Origin of the sequence: Mesorhizobium waimense (assembly GCF_003601975.1) — a bacterium.
Lineage (GTDB): Bacteria > Pseudomonadota > Alphaproteobacteria > Rhizobiales > Rhizobiaceae > Mesorhizobium > Mesorhizobium waimense.
Genome location: NZ_QZWZ01000029.1, coordinates 37,718 through 55,048 on the forward strand (window position 1 = coordinate 37,718; position 17,331 = coordinate 55,048).

General features: G+C 61.3%; 21 protein-coding genes, 1 tRNA gene and 3 pseudogenes. 10 read left to right on the forward strand and 15 right to left on the reverse strand.

What is annotated here, in order from left to right; translation table 11 throughout:
- Positions 1 to 239 precede the first annotated feature (239 nt).
- The 5 genes from D3227_RS28040 (at position 240) to D3227_RS28055 (ending at position 1,602) form a co-directional block, all read left to right on the forward strand.
- A tRNA-Ser gene (locus D3227_RS28040) sits at positions 240 to 329 on the forward strand.
- Positions 330 to 426: 97 nt separating this feature from the next.
- Positions 427 to 843, forward strand: coding sequence for a hypothetical protein (locus D3227_RS28045; protein WP_147377701.1), 417 nt, complete (start codon positions 427 to 429; stop codon positions 841 to 843).
- Positions 840 to 998, forward strand: a complete 159-nt coding sequence (locus D3227_RS41815) for a hypothetical protein (protein ID WP_167480882.1) — start codon at positions 840 to 842, stop codon at positions 996 to 998. Before D3227_RS28045 ends, D3227_RS41815 begins: the two co-directional genes overlap by 4 nt.
- Positions 995 to 1,351, forward strand: coding sequence for a hypothetical protein (locus tag D3227_RS28050; protein ID WP_120017496.1), 357 nt, complete (start codon positions 995 to 997; stop codon positions 1,349 to 1,351). Before D3227_RS41815 ends, D3227_RS28050 begins: the two co-directional genes overlap by 4 nt.
- Positions 1,348 to 1,602 (forward strand): hypothetical protein, encoded by a 255-nt coding sequence (locus D3227_RS28055; RefSeq protein ID WP_120017497.1) that lies wholly within the window; start codon positions 1,348 to 1,350, stop codon positions 1,600 to 1,602. The genes D3227_RS28050 and D3227_RS28055 overlap by 4 nt, the downstream gene beginning before the upstream one ends.
- A 655-nt stretch (positions 1,603 to 2,257) precedes the next feature.
- On the opposite strand, the gene D3227_RS28070 is transcribed toward D3227_RS28055, so the two are convergent.
- A complete protein-coding gene (locus tag D3227_RS28070) occupies positions 2,258 to 2,728 on the reverse strand; it encodes a cupin domain-containing protein (protein ID WP_120017534.1) in 471 nt (156 codons plus the stop codon).
- A gap of 379 nt (positions 2,729 to 3,107) precedes the next feature.
- Between D3227_RS28070 and D3227_RS28075 the strand changes: the two genes are divergently transcribed.
- Positions 3,108 to 3,344, forward strand: a complete 237-nt coding sequence (locus tag D3227_RS28075; protein ID WP_120017499.1) for a hypothetical protein — start codon at positions 3,108 to 3,110, stop codon at positions 3,342 to 3,344.
- Between the two features lie 289 nt (positions 3,345 to 3,633).
- Here D3227_RS28075 and D3227_RS44405 read toward each other — a convergent pair.
- Positions 3,634 to 3,858: pseudogene (locus tag D3227_RS44405) on the reverse strand (DUF768 domain-containing protein).
- Positions 3,859 to 4,423: 565 nt separating this feature from the next.
- Here D3227_RS44405 and D3227_RS28095 point away from each other — a divergent pair.
- The 3 genes from D3227_RS28095 to D3227_RS42960 all read left to right on the forward strand — a co-directional run bounded on the left by D3227_RS28095 (position 4,424) and on the right by D3227_RS42960 (position 5,128).
- Positions 4,424 to 4,642 (forward strand): hypothetical protein, encoded by a 219-nt coding sequence (locus D3227_RS28095; RefSeq protein WP_120017501.1) that lies wholly within the window; start codon positions 4,424 to 4,426, stop codon positions 4,640 to 4,642.
- Positions 4,639 to 4,809 (forward strand): hypothetical protein, encoded by a 171-nt coding sequence (locus D3227_RS41820; protein ID WP_167480883.1) that lies wholly within the window; start codon positions 4,639 to 4,641, stop codon positions 4,807 to 4,809. The genes D3227_RS28095 and D3227_RS41820 overlap by 4 nt, the downstream gene beginning before the upstream one ends.
- A gap of 106 nt (positions 4,810 to 4,915) precedes the next feature.
- Positions 4,916 to 5,128: a hypothetical protein gene (locus tag D3227_RS42960; protein WP_245451908.1), complete on the forward strand. Its 213-nt coding sequence runs from the start codon at positions 4,916 to 4,918 to the stop codon at positions 5,126 to 5,128.
- A 105-nt stretch (positions 5,129 to 5,233) separates the two neighbouring features.
- On the opposite strand, the pseudogene D3227_RS44410 reads toward D3227_RS42960, so the two are convergent.
- From D3227_RS44410 to D3227_RS28115, 4 genes and pseudogenes are all read right to left on the reverse strand, one after another.
- Positions 5,234 to 5,371 (reverse strand): annotated as a pseudogene (locus D3227_RS44410) (DUF3037 domain-containing protein); the annotation flags it as partial.
- A 21-nt stretch (positions 5,372 to 5,392) separates the two neighbouring features.
- Positions 5,393 to 6,088 carry a HipA family kinase gene (locus D3227_RS28105; RefSeq protein WP_147377702.1) on the reverse strand — a complete coding sequence of 232 codons (696 nt, stop codon included), beginning with the start codon at positions 6,086 to 6,088 and terminating at the stop codon, positions 5,393 to 5,395.
- Between the two features lie 259 nt (positions 6,089 to 6,347).
- Positions 6,348 to 6,917 (reverse strand): hypothetical protein, encoded by a 570-nt coding sequence (locus D3227_RS28110; RefSeq protein ID WP_120017536.1) that lies wholly within the window; start codon positions 6,915 to 6,917, stop codon positions 6,348 to 6,350.
- A 154-nt stretch (positions 6,918 to 7,071) separates the two neighbouring features.
- The gene (locus D3227_RS28115) at positions 7,072 to 7,371 is read right to left on the reverse strand and encodes a hypothetical protein (RefSeq protein ID WP_120017504.1); all 300 of its coding nucleotides are present in this window, start codon (positions 7,369 to 7,371) and stop codon (positions 7,072 to 7,074) included.
- Between the two features lie 414 nt (positions 7,372 to 7,785).
- On the opposite strand from D3227_RS28115, the pseudogene D3227_RS28120 reads away from it, so the two are divergent.
- Positions 7,786 to 7,963, forward strand: a pseudogene (locus D3227_RS28120) (SDR family oxidoreductase); the annotation flags it as partial.
- Between the two features lie 65 nt (positions 7,964 to 8,028).
- Here D3227_RS28120 and recQ read toward each other — a convergent pair.
- The 9 genes from recQ to uxaC all read right to left on the reverse strand — a co-directional run bounded on the left by recQ (position 8,029) and on the right by uxaC (position 17,248).
- Positions 8,029 to 9,873 carry a DNA helicase RecQ gene (gene recQ / locus D3227_RS28125; RefSeq protein WP_120017537.1) on the reverse strand — a complete coding sequence of 615 codons (1,845 nt, stop codon included), beginning with the start codon at positions 9,871 to 9,873 and terminating at the stop codon, positions 8,029 to 8,031.
- A 268-nt stretch (positions 9,874 to 10,141) separates the two neighbouring features.
- The gene (locus D3227_RS28130; RefSeq protein WP_120017538.1) at positions 10,142 to 10,480 is read right to left on the reverse strand and encodes a cupin domain-containing protein; all 339 of its coding nucleotides are present in this window, start codon (positions 10,478 to 10,480) and stop codon (positions 10,142 to 10,144) included.
- A gap of 10 nt (positions 10,481 to 10,490) precedes the next feature.
- Positions 10,491 to 11,258, reverse strand: coding sequence for a 2-dehydro-3-deoxy-D-gluconate 5-dehydrogenase KduD (kduD, locus tag D3227_RS28135; protein ID WP_120017505.1), 768 nt, complete (start codon positions 11,256 to 11,258; stop codon positions 10,491 to 10,493).
- Positions 11,255 to 12,106, reverse strand: a complete 852-nt coding sequence (kduI, locus tag D3227_RS28140) for a 5-dehydro-4-deoxy-D-glucuronate isomerase (RefSeq protein WP_120017506.1) — start codon at positions 12,104 to 12,106, stop codon at positions 11,255 to 11,257. The genes kduD and kduI overlap by 4 nt, the downstream gene beginning before the upstream one ends.
- A 20-nt stretch (positions 12,107 to 12,126) precedes the next feature.
- On the reverse strand, positions 12,127 to 12,903 hold the full coding sequence (locus tag D3227_RS28145) for a FadR/GntR family transcriptional regulator (RefSeq protein WP_120017507.1): 777 nt from the start codon (positions 12,901 to 12,903) through the stop codon (positions 12,127 to 12,129).
- A gap of 9 nt (positions 12,904 to 12,912) precedes the next feature.
- On the reverse strand, positions 12,913 to 14,193 hold the full coding sequence (locus tag D3227_RS28150; RefSeq protein WP_120017508.1) for a TRAP transporter large permease: 1,281 nt from the start codon (positions 14,191 to 14,193) through the stop codon (positions 12,913 to 12,915).
- Positions 14,194 to 14,763 (reverse strand): TRAP transporter small permease, encoded by a 570-nt coding sequence (locus tag D3227_RS28155; RefSeq protein ID WP_167480884.1) that lies wholly within the window; start codon positions 14,761 to 14,763, stop codon positions 14,194 to 14,196.
- Positions 14,764 to 14,828: 65 nt separating this feature from the next.
- Positions 14,829 to 15,806, reverse strand: a complete 978-nt coding sequence (locus D3227_RS28160) for a TRAP transporter substrate-binding protein (RefSeq protein ID WP_120017509.1) — start codon at positions 15,804 to 15,806, stop codon at positions 14,829 to 14,831.
- A 32-nt stretch (positions 15,807 to 15,838) separates the two neighbouring features.
- Positions 15,839 to 17,248, reverse strand: coding sequence for a glucuronate isomerase (gene uxaC / locus D3227_RS28165; RefSeq protein ID WP_120017510.1), 1,410 nt, complete (start codon positions 17,246 to 17,248; stop codon positions 15,839 to 15,841).
- Between the last annotated feature and the right edge of the window lie 83 nt (positions 17,249 to 17,331).

Below are 17,331 nucleotides of genomic sequence, written 5' to 3' on the forward strand. Positions count from 1 at the left end.
CCGAAGTCAAGGCAAACGGCTGTATCTCTGACGCGCCCGGCGCACCATCATCGGCCGCCACGCTATTGCTGCCAGCAAGGCGACGAGGACACCCGTGAAACATCTTGCCTCGAAAGCTTCGCGCCATCGCGATCCCGCAGCGGTTCGCAGAAGCCGGAAATCAGGCAGATAGGGCCTTGTAACCTGCCCGCCCAGCCGTTATCTAGTGCGCCGCGCCGGCAACGGCGGACCATGACCGCGGAGAGGTGGCAGAGTGGTCGAATGCACCGCACTCGAAATGCGGCATGCTCGCAAGGGCATCGGGGGTTCGAATCCCTCCCTCTCCGCCAGATTTCTCTCCTAACAGATTGATTTTGTAGGATAGTTGTCGACGTCGTTTGCCTCCTTCCCAATGCGTTTCCCAAGGAAAATGCAACCGAAGGAGACTTGGATATGCACCGCTTTTTTGACCAGACTGAAAGCCCGATCATCGGAAGATTCTCCCGCCGCGCCCTATTTCTGGCGGCAATAGCCTCCGTTCCGGCGATAGGAGCCGCCATAGCGGCGCCGGCCGTGTCGCCCGACCCGCTCGTCGACGCCATCGCCGAATATAACGCCCGGGCGGCCGAATTCGCGGCGATCCCGAGCGACCTGATAGACATGGGCAATGAAGAGGCCTTCGTAGCAGCAACCTATGGGCCTGCTTTTGATAGGTTGTGGAAAGACTGTCCGGCAGCGACAAGCCTTCAAGGTGTGGCAGAGGCGATCCGCTACGCGCTCAAAGAGAATTGCATATGCTCTTCTAGCGCAGAGAACGTGCTGAAGTCGGCGCTGGCCTTCCTCGATGGGGAGCGCGCGTCATGACCTACGTCGCAATAGCCATGCTGCTTGCCGCAGCGGGCCTACGCACGCGCCTCGGGCGCCTCTACCTGGCCCGTGAACTCCTCCGCGCCTCCAACGTCCTGCACGACGCTGGCAGCCGCGCTCTCGAACACGTGAAGCGGGAGGCGGGCCAATGAACGCGCCTGTTCGGACACTGAAGCCCCTCGGGATGCCGAAGGGGATGGACCCGCGCGAATGGCGCCAGTCGGTTCAGAAGCGCCTGAACGACCATCTGGACCGCGCCATGAGCTTAATAACGGCGCTCGACCTCATGGAGGCCGATTGCGATCTGGAGGAAATCGGCGACGATGAATACACGCTCGGCTGGGCCGTGGGTGGTGGCGTCTGCGGCTCTGATAACACCGACCGGGAAGCGGACGACGCCGACCTAGAGGAAGGCGGCGACGCCGAGCCATCGGGAGACGGCGAAATCATCATGTGGCCCGACGACCTGCAGTCGCAGGAAGTGCTGGTGGAGAGCGGGATATGAACGCTCCGCTCAATCCCAAGTATCCCGGCTCCGAAGCGGTCGACGAGGTTGATCATGCGTTGGACCTGATGCGCGTTGCGCGGCTGGCCATCAATGCTTTCGAAGCCGACCCGACCAACGTCTCGACAGAGGACATGGCTTCAATCGGCTACGTTCTGGTTTATGCGATGGACATCCTCAAGCCCGTGCGGGAACAGATCAACCGCGCCATGGCTGAGGAAACCAAGGCTTTGCGCGGCGGAATGAATTAGGTCCGACGCCGACCCGATATATTAGAGCCCGCTGCCTCACGGTGGCGGGCTTTTTCGTCAAGCGCCCTTGCGGGGGCGAAGCTTGCCCCGAATGCCACCGCCTTGAGGTTGGTCGTAGTTGGTGGCAGAATAATAGGGTAAGGGACGGCAAAATGAGGGCTGCCGTTATGCCATTCTCGCGTTACAGCGGAGTGTTCGAGCCTACTGATCTGGACTTGCTCCAGCGGGTGTTCAACCAACTTTGTATCGAGCGTCGCCTAGCCCAAAAAGACTCGGAACAGAGGGAAGACCTCGCTGAGGAAATCGTCAGCGTTTTCCGGTGCGGGAGCACGGAGGAAGCGGACCTATTAGAGGCCCTATCTAAGCGCCGCATGGCTTAGGCCGTCACCGCAGTTCGCCCGCCGACGTCTGGCGCTACCGGCAGCGCGATATAATCGGCATGGCCGCTTGCCTGCTGCTGGCCGGCATGGGCGTCTATCTGCTGTTCGCTAACGGCCAGGAAGACCCGACAAAAGGAGCAGGGGGCGCTAGTGGTGAAAATCCAACGCTTGGTACCCACGGCCTGAGTCCCGCTTTGGGTACCCACTTCAACCTGCCTCGGCAATGGCAGCCCGCCGCCGAGCACGGCGGGGCAGTTCGATTTATGCCGTCGTAGCTATTGCGTCTTTCGAGGATCGTCCGCCGGATTGATGTACTTGATGCTCCACGGGCCTTTGTTGGTGAGTTGGAGCACCGTCTCCTCGTCGAAGTAAGCAAAATGCGCCATGCCGGGCGGCAAAGCGAAGAAGCCGCCCGCAGGAATTGCTTTGGCGGCGCTCCGATCGGCGGTCTCGCCCATGCCAAGATTAATGGTCCCCGATATTACTGTGTCAACCTCAAGCCCTGGATGCGTGTGCGGCGGGATCGCATATCCAGCCGGCAATTTGAGCCGAAGGGCAAACGGACCTTCCTTGGTCGGATCGCCGAACAAGACAGCCGCCTCTGCTCCGGCAGGCAGCGTTTTTGGGCCCGGGCCCCACTTAACCTCGTTGGGAGTGATCACAGTGTGCGCATCCTCTGCCGAAGCAAAGGAGGCGATTCCGCAGGATACGATCCAGCCGATTGCAAGTAGCGATGCAACTTTCATGGTAACCTCCCGTCTAGCCGGGCTACCCATTCCGACCGCGTGCCGGGGTGGGCTCGCCAAACATTCAGATTAGGTCCGCGAGCCACGTCTAGGCAAGCGAATTGTCGGCTCAATATCGCCGCTGCCAAGGGAATCCCGAGCCGGACTCTGTGTTAGGCCAATACCACTAGGGCTTCCTTTAGTATCCGCGCTTCCCGCAAAAGCGATGACCAATTGTGAGGCCAAGGAAGGGCGCAACGTTGCCAAGGGCCTTCCAGTTCCGGAAATAAATGACTCGCTAGTGCATCTCCACAGGCGTACCCTAAATTGTCGCCCGCCTTGTACGGCACACGGGTGCTTGGAAGAGTAGATCACGCTTTCGCCAATAGGGAGATGCGCGATGACTCTTCGCGGAACGGCTGACGACGTACAGTTGGCAACACTCACCAGAATTCTAGACGATTATTGCGAGCAAGCCGGCATGGAAGGCACGCACCCTGCGCGTGAGCATTTGGCACGCCGCCTGATCGCCCTTTTCAGCGGCGGGATCGATAGTCCAGACGATATCAGGATGGCTCTGGACAGCATCGCCAAAGACTGGCGCGGCACTTCCGGAGCAAGCCGTACCCATCCGTAGACATGCAGTGCCTGCAGCGTCTGGAAGTGCTCGCAACTCAGCGATAGCAGCGTCTTTAGTCGCCGGGTCGATTGAGAACCCCGAAATCGACCGAACGTGCGCCTCGCTCTGCATCATACCCCTTCGCTATGAGACCGCGTTGAAGCAACGCCCGCACTGCCCCAGCACGGTTCGGCAGTCTTTTCTCAAATCGCCAAGCATCCAGGATAGCGAGTTCCTCGGCACTGAGCATGATCTGCAGACGATATGATCGCTTGAGGACATCCACTTTGTCATCTCTCTCATTACCTCAGTCCGCCACGCCCGCGTCATGATGAACGATCGCGTCAAGGATCACCTTCATAGACGCTTCCCGTCTCTTCCTCGATCTCGGCGCTGCTAATTCCTACCGCGCCTTGGCATCGGCGAATAGCTGTTGCGTCAACTCGGCGACTGAAATCACCTCCGCGCCCACGGTCTCGGGGACGTTGTTGGAAATCGACTTATGCAAGAAGTTGACGCCGCGCGTGCTCATCTCGCCTTAATCTAGCGCGCGGCATTAGGTTCCTTCGTAAGCGCTTTGTTCGCACGGGAGGTTGGGAACGTGTCGGCGTCCAGCCGCGTTGATGTCCACCATGGAGATCATACAAATGTCCGTCCAGAAAGAAGACTACCGAACGAACAGGGCTGACTACCTGATAGCGAAAAGGCCAAATCTGATTGACCCTACCAAGCCGAAAAAGAAGAAATTGCGACTTCACGATCAGCGCTCAGCTAGGTTATCAGAGAACCCCTCCGAGTTGTCCGAGAGGCCCACATCGCGCCGTTAGCAGTGATCTACGGGTTTCAGCAGTGATCTATGGGGCTTCGCATCGGAACGCCCCACGCAAAAACTCGAATTTGATTCAAATAGCGAGGAGCCGTTTCCGTTCCGTTAGCCATTGCTAAAAGCAGGCCGGAACATTCGCGCATGTTCTCTGTTCTGTACGCCGGAGGAAACCAACGATGACCGACGACAAGACCCAACGCAATTTCCGCGACCGCAACCGCGAGACGTTAGAGCGCGAAGCAAAACACTTCGGCAACAGGTAGACGGTCTCATGGCGCGCTATCATGTCGAAGAACTGTATGGTGAAGAGGTCGTCACGTCGCGGGATGCGGATGCCAATGATGCCCTCGCTGCTGTCGAAGGAATAACGGGGAAGGCCATCTCTCCGAGGACATTGCAGCAGCACTGGTTCCGGGTGATCGATGAAGGTGGAAGCGCTTACGAATTCTGCGTCGACGAAGACCCGCAGACCGTCGACTTTGCAAAATGACCAAGCTGTCCGAACTCGGCCCGCCGAATCTCGGCAGGGAGCCGGCTGCCGAGCTGGATCATTTCTATGTCTGCCGGAACTGCGGGCAGCTTGTCGACCGACGCGACCTGCGGCAGGTGATCTGGCATCAAAATCCCGAGCATGAGCGGTTGGAATTCGATTCATAACCACAGCCTGCAACCCAGGCCTCCTGCCCAGGCAGTTTCCACGCAGCAACGTTCGCGCAAGCGTACGCTAATATTATAGGCGAATCGTCAACTTAGGAGGCGCGTCATGGATTCGCCAAACAAGCTGGAGAACCTGCGCTTTACTCTAGACCTGCTGAGCGCGCTCCGCCGTCGGATGCACGAGGATGGCGAAGATCTGCTGACCTACCTGATCGATATGGCCTGTCTCGAGGCCAGCGACCGGCTGAAACAGTCGGAGAACGAAAAAGGCCCGCGTCACGGAGGAACCGATCACGCGGGCCGGCCGACGTTCGGGTAGAAGCATTGGGCTGATCGACCATGTCGCCGGAAACATTCGACTTCGCCAGCTTGTGGAACGCCCGCTCGATGCTTGCCAGATCATGGCGCAACTCGCGCCGTCCAAGGTCGGAAACACCTTTGAAATACGGCCATAAGAACGCCGCATGACCGCGCCGAGGAACCCGCTTCTCGCAGCATGCACGACGATGCCCACGTTGATTTGCTCACCACCAACGGGGTCGTGGCGATAGCGAAGGATCATAATAGGTGTATGGTTCGCGCTTCATGACAAGATCCGTTCCAGTTCTTTCAGACACGCATCGATATTGTCCCGAACCTGCTTAAGGTGGAGTATCGCTTCGGCCAAATTGGGACGTGTAGCTCCCCATTCCTCAGGCAAGGTAGCGTCGTACTGCGCCAAGCGGGCATCCGACAAGCCTGACCAAAAGTCGCGTACATGCCGGAAATCGAGATCGTCGCGCTTTGACAATTGCTTGGCGAAGATGTGCTCGCTGTCTTGGCCGTAGCGCCTCATTATCTCCAAATTGCCCACCTTCCACGGCTCACATTTCGGAAAGAGCCGCATTCGGAAGCCAAATGCGGCTTCGTGGTCGATCAAACGCCATTCAGTGTCTTTGACTAGCAAATTGGAATTGCGTGGTCCGCGATCACCATTCGCAGCGAAGCCATCGAACGCCATCACCCCGATTGCCATCTCTACCTGTGAGGCCACGATCCTGTCTGACGGTACCCGACGCCGCCACTGCTCGCCAGCGGCCTTGCACGCGAATGCGACTGTACAGGATCTTACCAACCTGTCCTTGATGTCGCTCCGGACTACTGACTGAACGAAGTCAGCATCAAGCTCCACGAAGAAGGGCTCATTGACCGGGAGGCCGAGGTCCGCCGCAAGCAGAGAACCGAGCATTTCATTCATCAGCCCTTCTTCGCTGCACTCACGGCCAGAAGAGACCTTCATAACGACTTCGTGCTCTACGCCATCATCGGTTTCCACCGTGATACGAGTTTTGAGTTCTTACAAGAACCACCGAAGGCTCCATCTGTCGGCCCAACCGCCGCCGAGCCGGATGCCGTCAGGCAATGGTATGCGCCAGCGATCTCGGACTTACTCCACGATTGTTCATCTGATCGGGGTTTGCCCCCGCAGCTATGAGAACGGTAATGCACTCTGCACGTCCGCTAACGGATTTTCCGACCTGAGTTAAGGCGCCCCGCCGTCAATCCAGCGCACCGCTTTTCAGCACACCGCGCACCTTCCACTGGCTCAGCGGAAAAATGTCCGGCGCGCCGCCCATCGCCGCATACCAGGAGTCCACAACCCATTCGGTGCCGCCGCGATCGCTGATCACCGCCGTCCAATGGGGATATCGCCCGTCGAAAAACAAGCCGCGCGAGGCATTGTCCTCAACCTTGTGAAACCTCAGCAGTTTTCGCTCGGCAAGATAGACCAGCAGCGCATGCGTGTTGGTCGATTCGTCGACACAATCCATCTGACCCCTAATGCGCGATGCACCGAATTCCGACTGCGGCAGATCGCGAACGCCAGTGGCCCGAAAAATGCGCTGCTCGAAATAGCGGACAGCCTTCGAAATAGCGGAACGCTCGGTTTGGGCTGAACCCGCGCCCGCATGCAAGATAGAGCGGAAGCGACCGTAGTCGCCGGAACCAAGCACAAGCATGGTGCGATAGTTGCAACCATAGCCGTGGCATATGGAGATCCGCTTGGATGCCGTCGCGGCCAGTTCGCTCGCGACCGCCGGTCCGCCAACGGCAAGGAAGACTGTCAAAAGTGTCGCTCTGGCACAGATTTCGAAACTTGCGTCCATCCCCGACCATAGACGAGTGCGGCAGAATGAGAACCACATTACCAGAGGCATTGCGTGAGTTATGCGGGCGGATAAGTTCGGATGGCCGCTATGGGTGGAAGCTGACACTTGGTCCCTAATCGAGGCGATACGAGTTGCCGTCGAACGAAAGCGTCTTTCCGATGAATTTGGGTAGGTAGTCGTCGGCCACCGCTAAGACGTATTCCAGTCCGTTATCGTTTCGAATTTCTCCGCTCAGCTCACCTCCTTGCGCAGAAGTATACGCACCAATAATCACCCCTGTCGGAAACCTTCCGCCATTGAGATCAGTGTCCAGCCACATAATGGCTGGTATCGGATCAATGCCCTTGTCCCAGCGAAATTGATCGCAGAGGTGACGTATTCTGTCCTTGGCGCTGTCTGCGATTTTGAGCATAGGTCATCCCATATGCGCTTCGCCGCCGTTACAAAGCGCAATCTGCCCCCACCATAGCGGAGCGCCGTGGAAGAACCCTTTAGTTGAGACCGCAAATTGAACTGAAATAGAAGGTTTGAAAATCGAACTCGGTCGTTCAGACCGATGCGTTTGGAGCTTAAAGCAAGCTCGACCTTGCCGGTCAGGCCGCCTCAGCCCAGTGCCGTCGACGAACCCGAAATCGACCCGCGCCGGGCCAAGGACGGTCGCACAGTTGACGAATGCCTAGTCGGCCCTCGAGACTGGGCGCACCGAATGCGCAACTGTGGGCCCGCCTAGTTGACACGCCTTCCAGGTTCCCGCGACCCAGAAATGTCCGCTGAGCGGCTACGCGCATTATTGAGACACATCTCGGTTGGCTAAGATGGCGGGAAAGCCGCAATGGCGGAAAACCCGGACATGGTTGCCTTCGCCCGCCAGCGGGTTCCGCCGCAGCGCTGGGGTCGGCCGCGGGAGATCGCCGGTGCTGCGCTTTTTCTTGCCAGCGATGCGGCGTCCTTCGTCAAACTGGCATGTCCTGACTGTTGACGGCGGCATGTCTGTACAGTTGTGACGATGGCGAGGCAGGAACTTGCCGTACACGCCTCGAACAATCGTCGCGGGACTTGGTGAGGGTTTTCAGACCGATGCACCGGATTGGTGCGCAGCGATTGCTTTGAGAAAGACCCCACCGAACTCCCTGAGCTTCGCCGCCCCGACGCCGTTCACTTCGGCGAAGGCGTCGAGGTCGCTTGGGCAGCGCGCGGCCATGTCGATCAGCGTGCGGTCGGAGAAGATCACATAGGCCGGCACCTGGCGTTCCTTGGCAAGCCGCAGCCGCAGCGTCTTGAGCGTGGCCAGCAGCGAAGCGTCGAGGCCTTCCGTATCGATGGCGGCGCCCTGGGCGGAACGCATCTTGCCGCGGCGCTGCCGCGTCTCGACGCGGTATAGGAACGAAACCTCGCCACGTCCGAGCGCATGGCCCTTCTCGGCGATGGCGAGGCCGCCATGGCCGTCCGGATCCGGCATTAGAAACCCGCCGGCTACGAGCTGCCGTATCAGCGACAGCCAGAAATCCTTCTTGTGCGCCACACCGCTGCCGAAGCTGGCGAGCCTGTGATGGCTTCTGGCCAGGATCTTCTCGGTTTCATGGCGTAGCAGGACATCGATGACATGGGCAGCGCCGAAGCGTTCGCCGGTCTCGGCGATCGCGGTCAGGATGATCCGCCCTTCCGCCCCGCCATCCGCCCGTGGTGCCTCGTCCAGGCAGTTGTCGCAATTGCCGCAGGACGAGGCTTCCTCGCCGAAATAGCCGAGCAGTACCTGGCGCCGGCACTCGGCCGTCTCGCAATAGCCGATCAAGGTGTCGAGCCGGCCATGCGAGCGCCTCTTGTGCTCCGCCGGCGTCGCCTCGTCCTCGATGAAAAGCCGGCGCATGCGGATATCGCCGAGGCCGAAAAGCATGCGCGCCTCCGCCGGCCGCCCGTCGCGGCCGGCGCGGCCGATCTCCTGATAGTAGGCTTCGAGACTGCCCGGCAGATCGGTGTGGAAGACATAGGCGACATCAGGCTTGTCGATGCCCATGCCGAAGGCGATGGTCGCCACCATCACCACGCCGGGCAAGGTCATGAAGCTGTTCTGGTTGGCGTCGCGCGCCTCCTTGCTCATGCCGGCATGATAGGCGAGCGCGGTGACGCCGTTCTTCTCGAGGAACGCCGCGACATCCTCCGTCTTCTTGCGCGACAGGCAGTAGACGATGCCGCTGCGGCCGGCATGACGCCGCACGAAATCCAAAAGCTGGCGCTTGCTGTCCTGCTTGGGCTCGATGCCGAGCTTGATGTTCGGCCGGTCGAAACCCAGCACCAGCGTCTCGACGCGCCCGGCAAACAGCCGCGCTTCTATGTCGGTGCGCGTCGCCTCGTCCGCCGTCGCCGTCAGCGCGATGATCGGCACTTTCGCAAAGATGTCGCGCAACCGCGACAGCTCCTCATATTCGCGCCGGAACGCCGGCCCCCATTGCGAGATGCAATGCGCCTCGTCGATGGCGATCAGGCTGATGTCCAGCCTGGCAAGCGCGTCGAGCATGCGATCGGTCATCAGCCGTTCCGGCGCGAGATAGAGCAGCCGCGTCTGGCCCGACGCAACGCGCCGCCATGCCGCGACATTGGCCTCGCGGTCGAACGAGGAATTGATCGTGTCGGCGGCAACGCCGGCCAGGCGCAGCGCCGCGACCTGGTCCTGCATCAGCGCCACCAGCGGCGAAACGACGATGGTGAGCCCGCCCAGAACCAGCGCCGGAACCTGGTAGCAAAGCGACTTGCCGGCGCCGGTCGGCATGACGGCCAGCACGTGACGCCCGGCCAACAACGCTTCCGTCACGGCTGCCTGGCCGGGACGGAAGTCGTCGAAGCCGAACACGTCCTTCAGGACGCGCCGCCTGGCATCGTGTCCGTCCGCCGGGGCGCTTGCCGTCGATGTCTGCATCACCTTGTCGCCCGCTGTTGAAGTGCATGCGCGGATTGGATCCGTCCGCCCGATTCCGCCGGCGTTCGAGTCGCCAAGGACCTGCTGTCCTGCTTGGCCGATAAAGCTGGGCAGTTCCAGCCCTGTTAAGTATATTTTCACCATCATGCGGCACGGTTGCGGTCCTGCGGCGATGTTTTGAGTACCGCGGCGCTACAAGCGCCCAGGCAACACACCCGCGCCTCTCCGGAGGCGCGGGTTTTCCATTTCTGGAATGGGCCGAAAAAGGTCAGCCGAGGAAATCGGCGCGGTGCGGCGTGAAACTGTCGACCAGACGCCCAGCCTCGAGTGCCTTGACGCCATGCACCAGGTTGGACGGGACGATGAAGCTGCTGCCCGCGTCCAGAATTTCGCTCCTGCCGTCGATGGTGACCTCGAAGCGGCCTTCGGCGACGTAGCTCGCCTGCACATGCGGGTGCGAATGCAGCGCGCCGACACCGCCCTTGTCGAAGGCGAACTCGACCATCATCAGCTCGTCAGTCGTGAGCAGGACGCGTCTGCGGTTGCCATCCGGCGTTGGCGTCCAGGCTCCCTCACCGGCATGCGAAAAGATTTTTGTACCGGTCATGGTCATTTCCTCATCGCGCCAGCCAGCCGCCATCCACCGGCACCACGGCGCCATGCATGTAGTTGGACGCCGGCGCCAGCAGGAAGACGGCGGCATCGCCAATGTCTTCCGGTTCGCCCCAGCGCCCCGCGGGAATGCGCGCCAGGATCGCGGCGCTGCGGTCGGGATCGGCGCGCAGCGCTTCGGTGTTGTTGGTTTCGATATAGCCCGGTGCGATGGCGTTGACGTTGATGCCTTTTGCCGCCCATTCGCAGGCGAGCAGCCTTGTGATGCCGAGCACGCCATGTTTCGAGGCAGTGTAGGAGGCGACCCGGATGCCACCCTGGAAGCTGAGCACCGAGGCGATGTTGACGATCTTGCCGCGCCGTCCCGGATCGGCAAGCGCGCGCCTGGCAAAGCCCTGGCTGAGCATGAAAACCGTCTTCAGATTGACGTCGATGACATCATCCCAGTCGGTCTCGGTCAAATCGACAGCATCGGCACGGCGGATGATGCCGGCATTGTTGACCAGGCCGTCGAGCGGCCCGCCTTCATTCCAAACCTGGTCGAGCATCGCCTGGGCAGCCATCGGGTCACCAAGGTCGCAGTGCATCGCTTCGAATCGTCCACCTGTCGCCGCGACCTTTTCAGCCGTCTCGTCCATCGCCGAGCGGCCGACGCCGATCACCCGGCCACCGGCGCGTGCGACCGAGACGGCAATGCCCTGGCCGATGCCGGTGTTGGCGCCGGTGACCAGGATGCGTTTGCCGGCAAGGCTGAAGGCCGAGAGGTCACTCATCGCAATTCGTCCAGCGCCACCGGGTCGACGTCGGTATAGTCGACATTGTCGCCGGCCATCGCCCAGACAAAGGCGTAGCTGGAGGTGCCCGCGCCCGAATGGATCGACCATCCCGGCGACAGCACCACCTCCTCGTTGCGCATCACCAGATGGCGTGTTTCATCCGGCTCGCCCATGAAATGAAACACCCGCGCCGTCTCCGGCAGGTCGAAATAGAGATAGGCCTCCATGCGCCGGTCATGCACATGGCACGGCATGGTGTTCCAGATGGAGCCTGTCGCCAGCTGCGTCATGCCGACCACCAGCTGGCAGGTCTTTGCGCCCTCGGCATGGATGAACTGGAAGATCGAGCGTTCGTTGCAGGTATCCTTGCTGCCGAGATCGAGCCGCTTGGCGTCGCCGATCCGGATCAGGCGGCTGGGATAGGTGTGATGCGCCGGTGCACTCAGCAGATAGAACTTAGCCGGCTTGTCGGCATTTGCTGAAGCGAACGACACCTGCTGCGTGCCCATGCCGAGATAAAGCATATCGCGCGACGCCAGCTCATAGGGGAGACCATCCGCTGTGACAGTGCCGGCGCCGCCGATGCTGACTGCGATCAGTTCGCGGCGATCGAGGAACGTTTTCGTGCCGGTCGGCTTGATCGCTTCCAGCGGCAACACCGAACCGACCGGCATCGCACCGCCGACGATCATGCGGTCGTAGTGAGTGTAGGTCAGGCTGACGCGATCGGCCTGGAACAGCCCGTCGATATGGAAATGGTGGCGCAGCTCATCGGTGCCCATGGCCGCCGCGGCGGCCGGGTCAATGGCGAAGCGCGAGGAAAATTCGGTGTGTTTCTGGTCCATTGCTACCTTGCTTGAAATCTTCACTCTGTCGAGGCGGCTTTCACCGAGTTGGCGTAGAAGGCCTGCCGCGCCTGCAGGCGCTCGCGATAGCGCTGCTGGCTGGCGGAAAGATGCGCGCGCATCGCTTCGCGCGCGGCCGCCGCATCGCCGCCCGAAATCGCGTTCAGGATCACCAGATGCTCGCGCTGCAGCCCGCGCTGGTAGCTGTCGGACTGTACGAGCTCGGTCGACCACGGCGAGGTGACGTCGCAAGGAATGGCGCGCCTTCCAAGCACGTCGAGCATCTCGACATAGAACGGATTGTTGGTGGCGCTGGCGATCGCCCGGTGGAAAGCAAGGTCGGCGGGGCCGGTCGGCTCGCTGGCAAGCAGCAGCCGCTCGAACTCGAAGAAGGCTTCCTGGATCGCCGCTTCCTGCGCCGCGTTGTGGCGGATGGCGGCAAGTCCGGCCGATTCGATCTCGATCGCCAGACGGACTTCGAGCACGTTGAGCGCGATCGAATCCTTGCTGCCCATGTCGGCGGCAAGAGCCCCGAACATCGTCGAAATGTGCTCGGTGACGAAGACGCCGGCGCCCTGGCGCGGCTCGACCAGCCCGTCGGCGGCAAGCTTGGCCAGCGCCTCGCGGATTACGGTGCGGCTGACGCCGAAGGTCTCGGTCAGCTGGCCCTCGGTCGGCAGCTTCTGCCCCGGCTGGATCTCGCCCGCTTGCAGCTGCTTGCGGATCGCCGCGACGACCGTCTCCGAAAGCTTGGGCTTGCGCTCGACCCTGAGGTCAACAGCGGTGTCCGATGCCATGTCGCTCCCCTATTTGAACACGCTCGGCAGCCAGAGCGAGATCGCCGGAATATACGTCACCAGCCCCAGAACTACGATACCGGCGCCATAGAACGGCCAGATCGAGCGCATCGCTTCCCACACCGTGATCTTGCCGACGGCGCAGGCGACGAATTGCACGGTGCCGACCGGCGGCGTGTTTAGCCCGATGCCGAGATTGAGGATGGTGATGACGCCGAAATGCACCGGATCGACGCCATAATGCGTCACCAGCGGCAGGAAGATCGGCGTGCAGATTATGATCATCGGCCCCATGTCCATGAAGGTGCCGAGCAGGAGCATCAGCACGTTGAGCAGCAGGAGCACGATCAGCGGATCAGTGGAGATGGCGTTCATGCCGGCGATCAAGGCAGCCGGCACCCTGAGGTAGGCCATCAGCCAGCTGAACGAAGCCGCCATGCCGATGATCAACAGCACCATTGCCGTGGTCCGCACCGCACCCTTCGTGGCGTGGACGAAGTCGTTCCACCGCATTGTGCGATAGCCAAGGACGGTGACCAGCAGAGCGTAGATGACGGCGATGCAGGAGCTTTCGCTGGCCGTGAAGACGCCCGAGCGGACGCCGCCGAAAATAATACCGATAAGCAGCAGTCCGGGAATGGAGATGAGGAACAACCGGCCCGCCCTGGCGAAGCCGGGAAAGGGTTCGGTCGGATAGCCGCGGTGGCGCGCCACGACATAGGCGGTGACCATCAGCGACGCGGCGAGCAGAAGGCCCGGCAGGATGCCGGCGGTGAACAGGTCGGCGATCGAGATCTTGCCGCCACCCGAAATCGAATAGATGATCATGTTCTGCGACGGCGGCAACAAGAGCGCGATCAGCGCGGCCATCGAGGTGACGTTGACGGCGTAGTCGGCGCCGTAGCCGCGCTCCTTCATCTGCGGAATCATCAACCCACCGACAGCCGCCGCCTCGGCCACCGCCGAACCGGAAATGCCGCCGAACATGGTTGCGGCGATGATGTTGACCTGGCCGAGCCCGCCGCGCATATGCCCGACGAGCGAGCCGGCGAAGGCGACGATGCGCTGGGCGATACCGCCGCGCACCATCAGATCGCCGGCATAGATGAAGAACGGGATCGCCATAAGCGAAAACACGCTCATGCCGGAATTCAGCCGCTGGAACACCACCAGCGGCGGCAGGCCGAGATAGACGATGGTGGCGAAGCTGGCGGCGCCGAGGCAGAACGCGATCGGCGTGCCTATGAACATAAGCAATGTGAAGACGCCGAACAGGATCCAGATTTCCATCTACGCCTCCTGCACCGCTGGCATTTCGGGCACCGCTTCGAGATTGATATCCTTGTCGACGTCGACCCCAGCCCATCTGAGCAGCATGCGCTCCAGCGAAAACAGGCTGATGAGCACACCGCCCACGGTCAGCGGCAGGTAGTCGAAGCCGCCGGGAAGTCCGAGCGCCGGGATCGTCGAATGCCAGGTCAGCGCAACCAGCTTCATTCCGTACCACACCATGCCGATGCCGAAGGCGAACGCGACAAGGTCGGAGATGGTCCGCAACGCGCCCTTGCTGCCCTTGGGCAGGACATAGAGCAGCACGTCGAATCCCATGTGGAAATTCTCGCGCACGCCGACGGCGGCGCCGAGGAAGATGAACCAGCTCATCACCATGATGGCGCTGGTCTCGGTCCAGCTCGGCGACGCGTTGAGCACGAAACGGGAGAACACCTGGTAGGCGACAAGTGCTGTCATGGCGACCAGCCCGATACCGGCCAGGTACAAGGCGCCGTCGCAGACTCTCGAAAGAGCGGCGCTGACGCGCTGCATGGGCAGCGTCTTGCTGCTTGCCGGTTCTGTCGCCATCTGGCCCTCCCCAAACCTGTCAAAATGGTTGCGGGCGGCCGCGATAGCCGGCCCCGCAATCAAACTCACTCGGTTGCCTGGATGCGTGCGGCGAGATCCTTCAGCTCGGGCGTCGACAGATATTTGTCGTAGACCGGCTTCATCGCGTCGATCAGCGGCTGCTTGTCGATCTCACTGACCTTGACGCCGGCCTTTTCGACGATGTCGCGCGACTTCTTCTCCCGCGCATCCCACAGTTCGCGCATCTTGACGACGCTGTCCTTGGCCGCCTGCTTGACGATCGTCTGATCCTCGGGCGACAGCTTGTCCCAACTCGCCTTCGACATCACCAGCACCTCCGGCACGATCTGATGCTGGTCGATCGTGTAGTGCTTGGCGACCTCGTAGTGCTTGGCGGATTCAAAGCTCGGCCAGTTGTTCTCGGCGCCGTCGATGACGCCGGTTTCCAGCGCCGAATAGACCTCGCCATAGGCCATCGGCGTTGCGTTGGCGCCGAGCGCATTGACCATGTCGACGAAGACATCCGACTGGATGACGCGGAACTTCATGCCCTTCAGGTCGGCGATCGAGGTGATGTCCTTCTTGGTGTTGTAGAAGGAGCGCGCGCCGGAATCATAGAAGGCCAGGCCGACCAGGCCGTGCGCCTCGAACGCTTTCAGGATCTGGTCGCCGATCGGCCCGTCCATGACATGGCGCATCTGCTCGACCGAGCGGAAGATGTAAGGCAACGACGGCACTTGCGTCTCCGGCACGATGCCGTTGAACGGCCCCATCGAAACACGATTGAGGTCGATGACGCCGGTCTGCGTCTGCTCGATCGTGTCCTTCTCTTCGCCGAGCTGCGCGGAATGATAGACCTCGACCGAATAGCGGCCGCTGGTGCGCTCCTTGATCAGGTCGCCCATATATTTGACCGCCTCGACGGTTGGATAGCCGTCCGGATGGGTGTCGGCCGAGCGCAGCACGGTTTCGGCGTTGGCGATGCCGATAATCAGCGAGCCGAAGGCGAATGTGGCTGCCGTCAATTTCGAAAAATGCAACATGACTTCCTCCCTTTTAGATCGTTGCGCCCGGCTCAGAGCCGGTACGCCTTTTTTGCAAGCGTATAGGCAAGCTCCCGCGCCAGCTCATGCGCCTCGTCTTCGCGCAGCCTGTGCTCGGCCACGAGACGCGCTAGGAAGGCGCAGTCGACCCGGCGCGCCACGTCGTGACGCGCGGGTATGGACGGAAAGGCGCGGGTGTCGTCGTTGAAGCCGACCGTGTTGTAGAAGCCGGCCGTCTCGGTGGTCATTTCGCGAAACCGGCGCATGCCCTCTGGGCTGTCATTGAACCACCAGGCCGGCCCGAGCTTCAGCGCCGGATAGACACCGGCGAGCGGCGCCAGCTCGCGCGCATAGCTGGTTTCATCGAGCGTGAAGAGAATGACGGTGAGATCGCGTTCCAATCCGACCCAGTCGAGCAGCGGCTTCAGCGCCGCCGCATAGTCGGTCCGGGCCGGGATATCGAAACCCTTGTCCCGCCCGAATTTCTGGAAGATCCCAGGCGAATGATTGCGCCAGGAGCCGGGGTGTATCTGCTGCACCAGCCCGTCATCGCGGCTCATCTTGGCCATCTCGGTCAGCATCTGGGCGCGAAACAGTTTTCGCTCGCGCTCGTCGTCCGAGCCGCGGCGGATGCGGTCGAACAGTTCCGCGGCCGCGGCATCGGAGAGATTGGCGGTTTCCGCCGTCGGATGGCCGTGGTCGGACGAGGTCGCGCCGAACTCCTTGAAATAGGCGCGGCGCTGGCGGTGCGCATCGAGATAGCCGACCCATGTGCCGGTATCACAGCCGGTGATTTCGCCGAGCCGGTCGAGATTGGCGGAAAACCCCTCGAAATCGGGATCGACGACGGCATCCGGCCGGTAGGCGGTGACGACGCGGCCCTGCCAGCCGCTGTCGCGGATCATCCTGTGCCATTTGAGGTCGTCGAGCGCGCCTTCGGTCGTCGCGATGACCTCGATGTTGAAGCGCTCAAACAGCGCGCGCGGGCGGTAGTCGTCGCGTTGCAGCAATGCTGCGATCGTATCGTAGTAGCGGTCCGCCGTGCCGGCACTCAGCGGCTCGTCGATGCCGAACAGATGAGCGAACACATGGTCGAGCCACAGCCGGGTCGGCGTGCCGCGAAACAGAAAATAATGTTCGGCAAAGCGCCGCCAGATCGCCCGGCCGTCGGTCTCCACAGACCCGCCGTCCAAGGTCGGCACGCCGAGCTCCTCCAGCCGCACGCCTTGGCTGAACAGCATGCGGAAAATGTAGTGATCGGGCACGACGAGCAAATGCGCCGGATCGGGGAACGGCTCGTTGAGCGCATACCAACGCGGGTCGGTGTGGCCGTGCGGGCTGACGATCGGCAGATCCTTGACCCCGGTATAGAGGTCGCGCGCGAGCGCAAGCGGGCGCCCTTCGGCGGCAAACAGCAGATTCGGATCCGTCAATCCTGCCACGTTGGTCCTCCCAAGGTCGCTATCGGTAGGGTCGAGAAGAAATAATGTCAACATACAAAAATTAGATTGTTGTATGATGACTT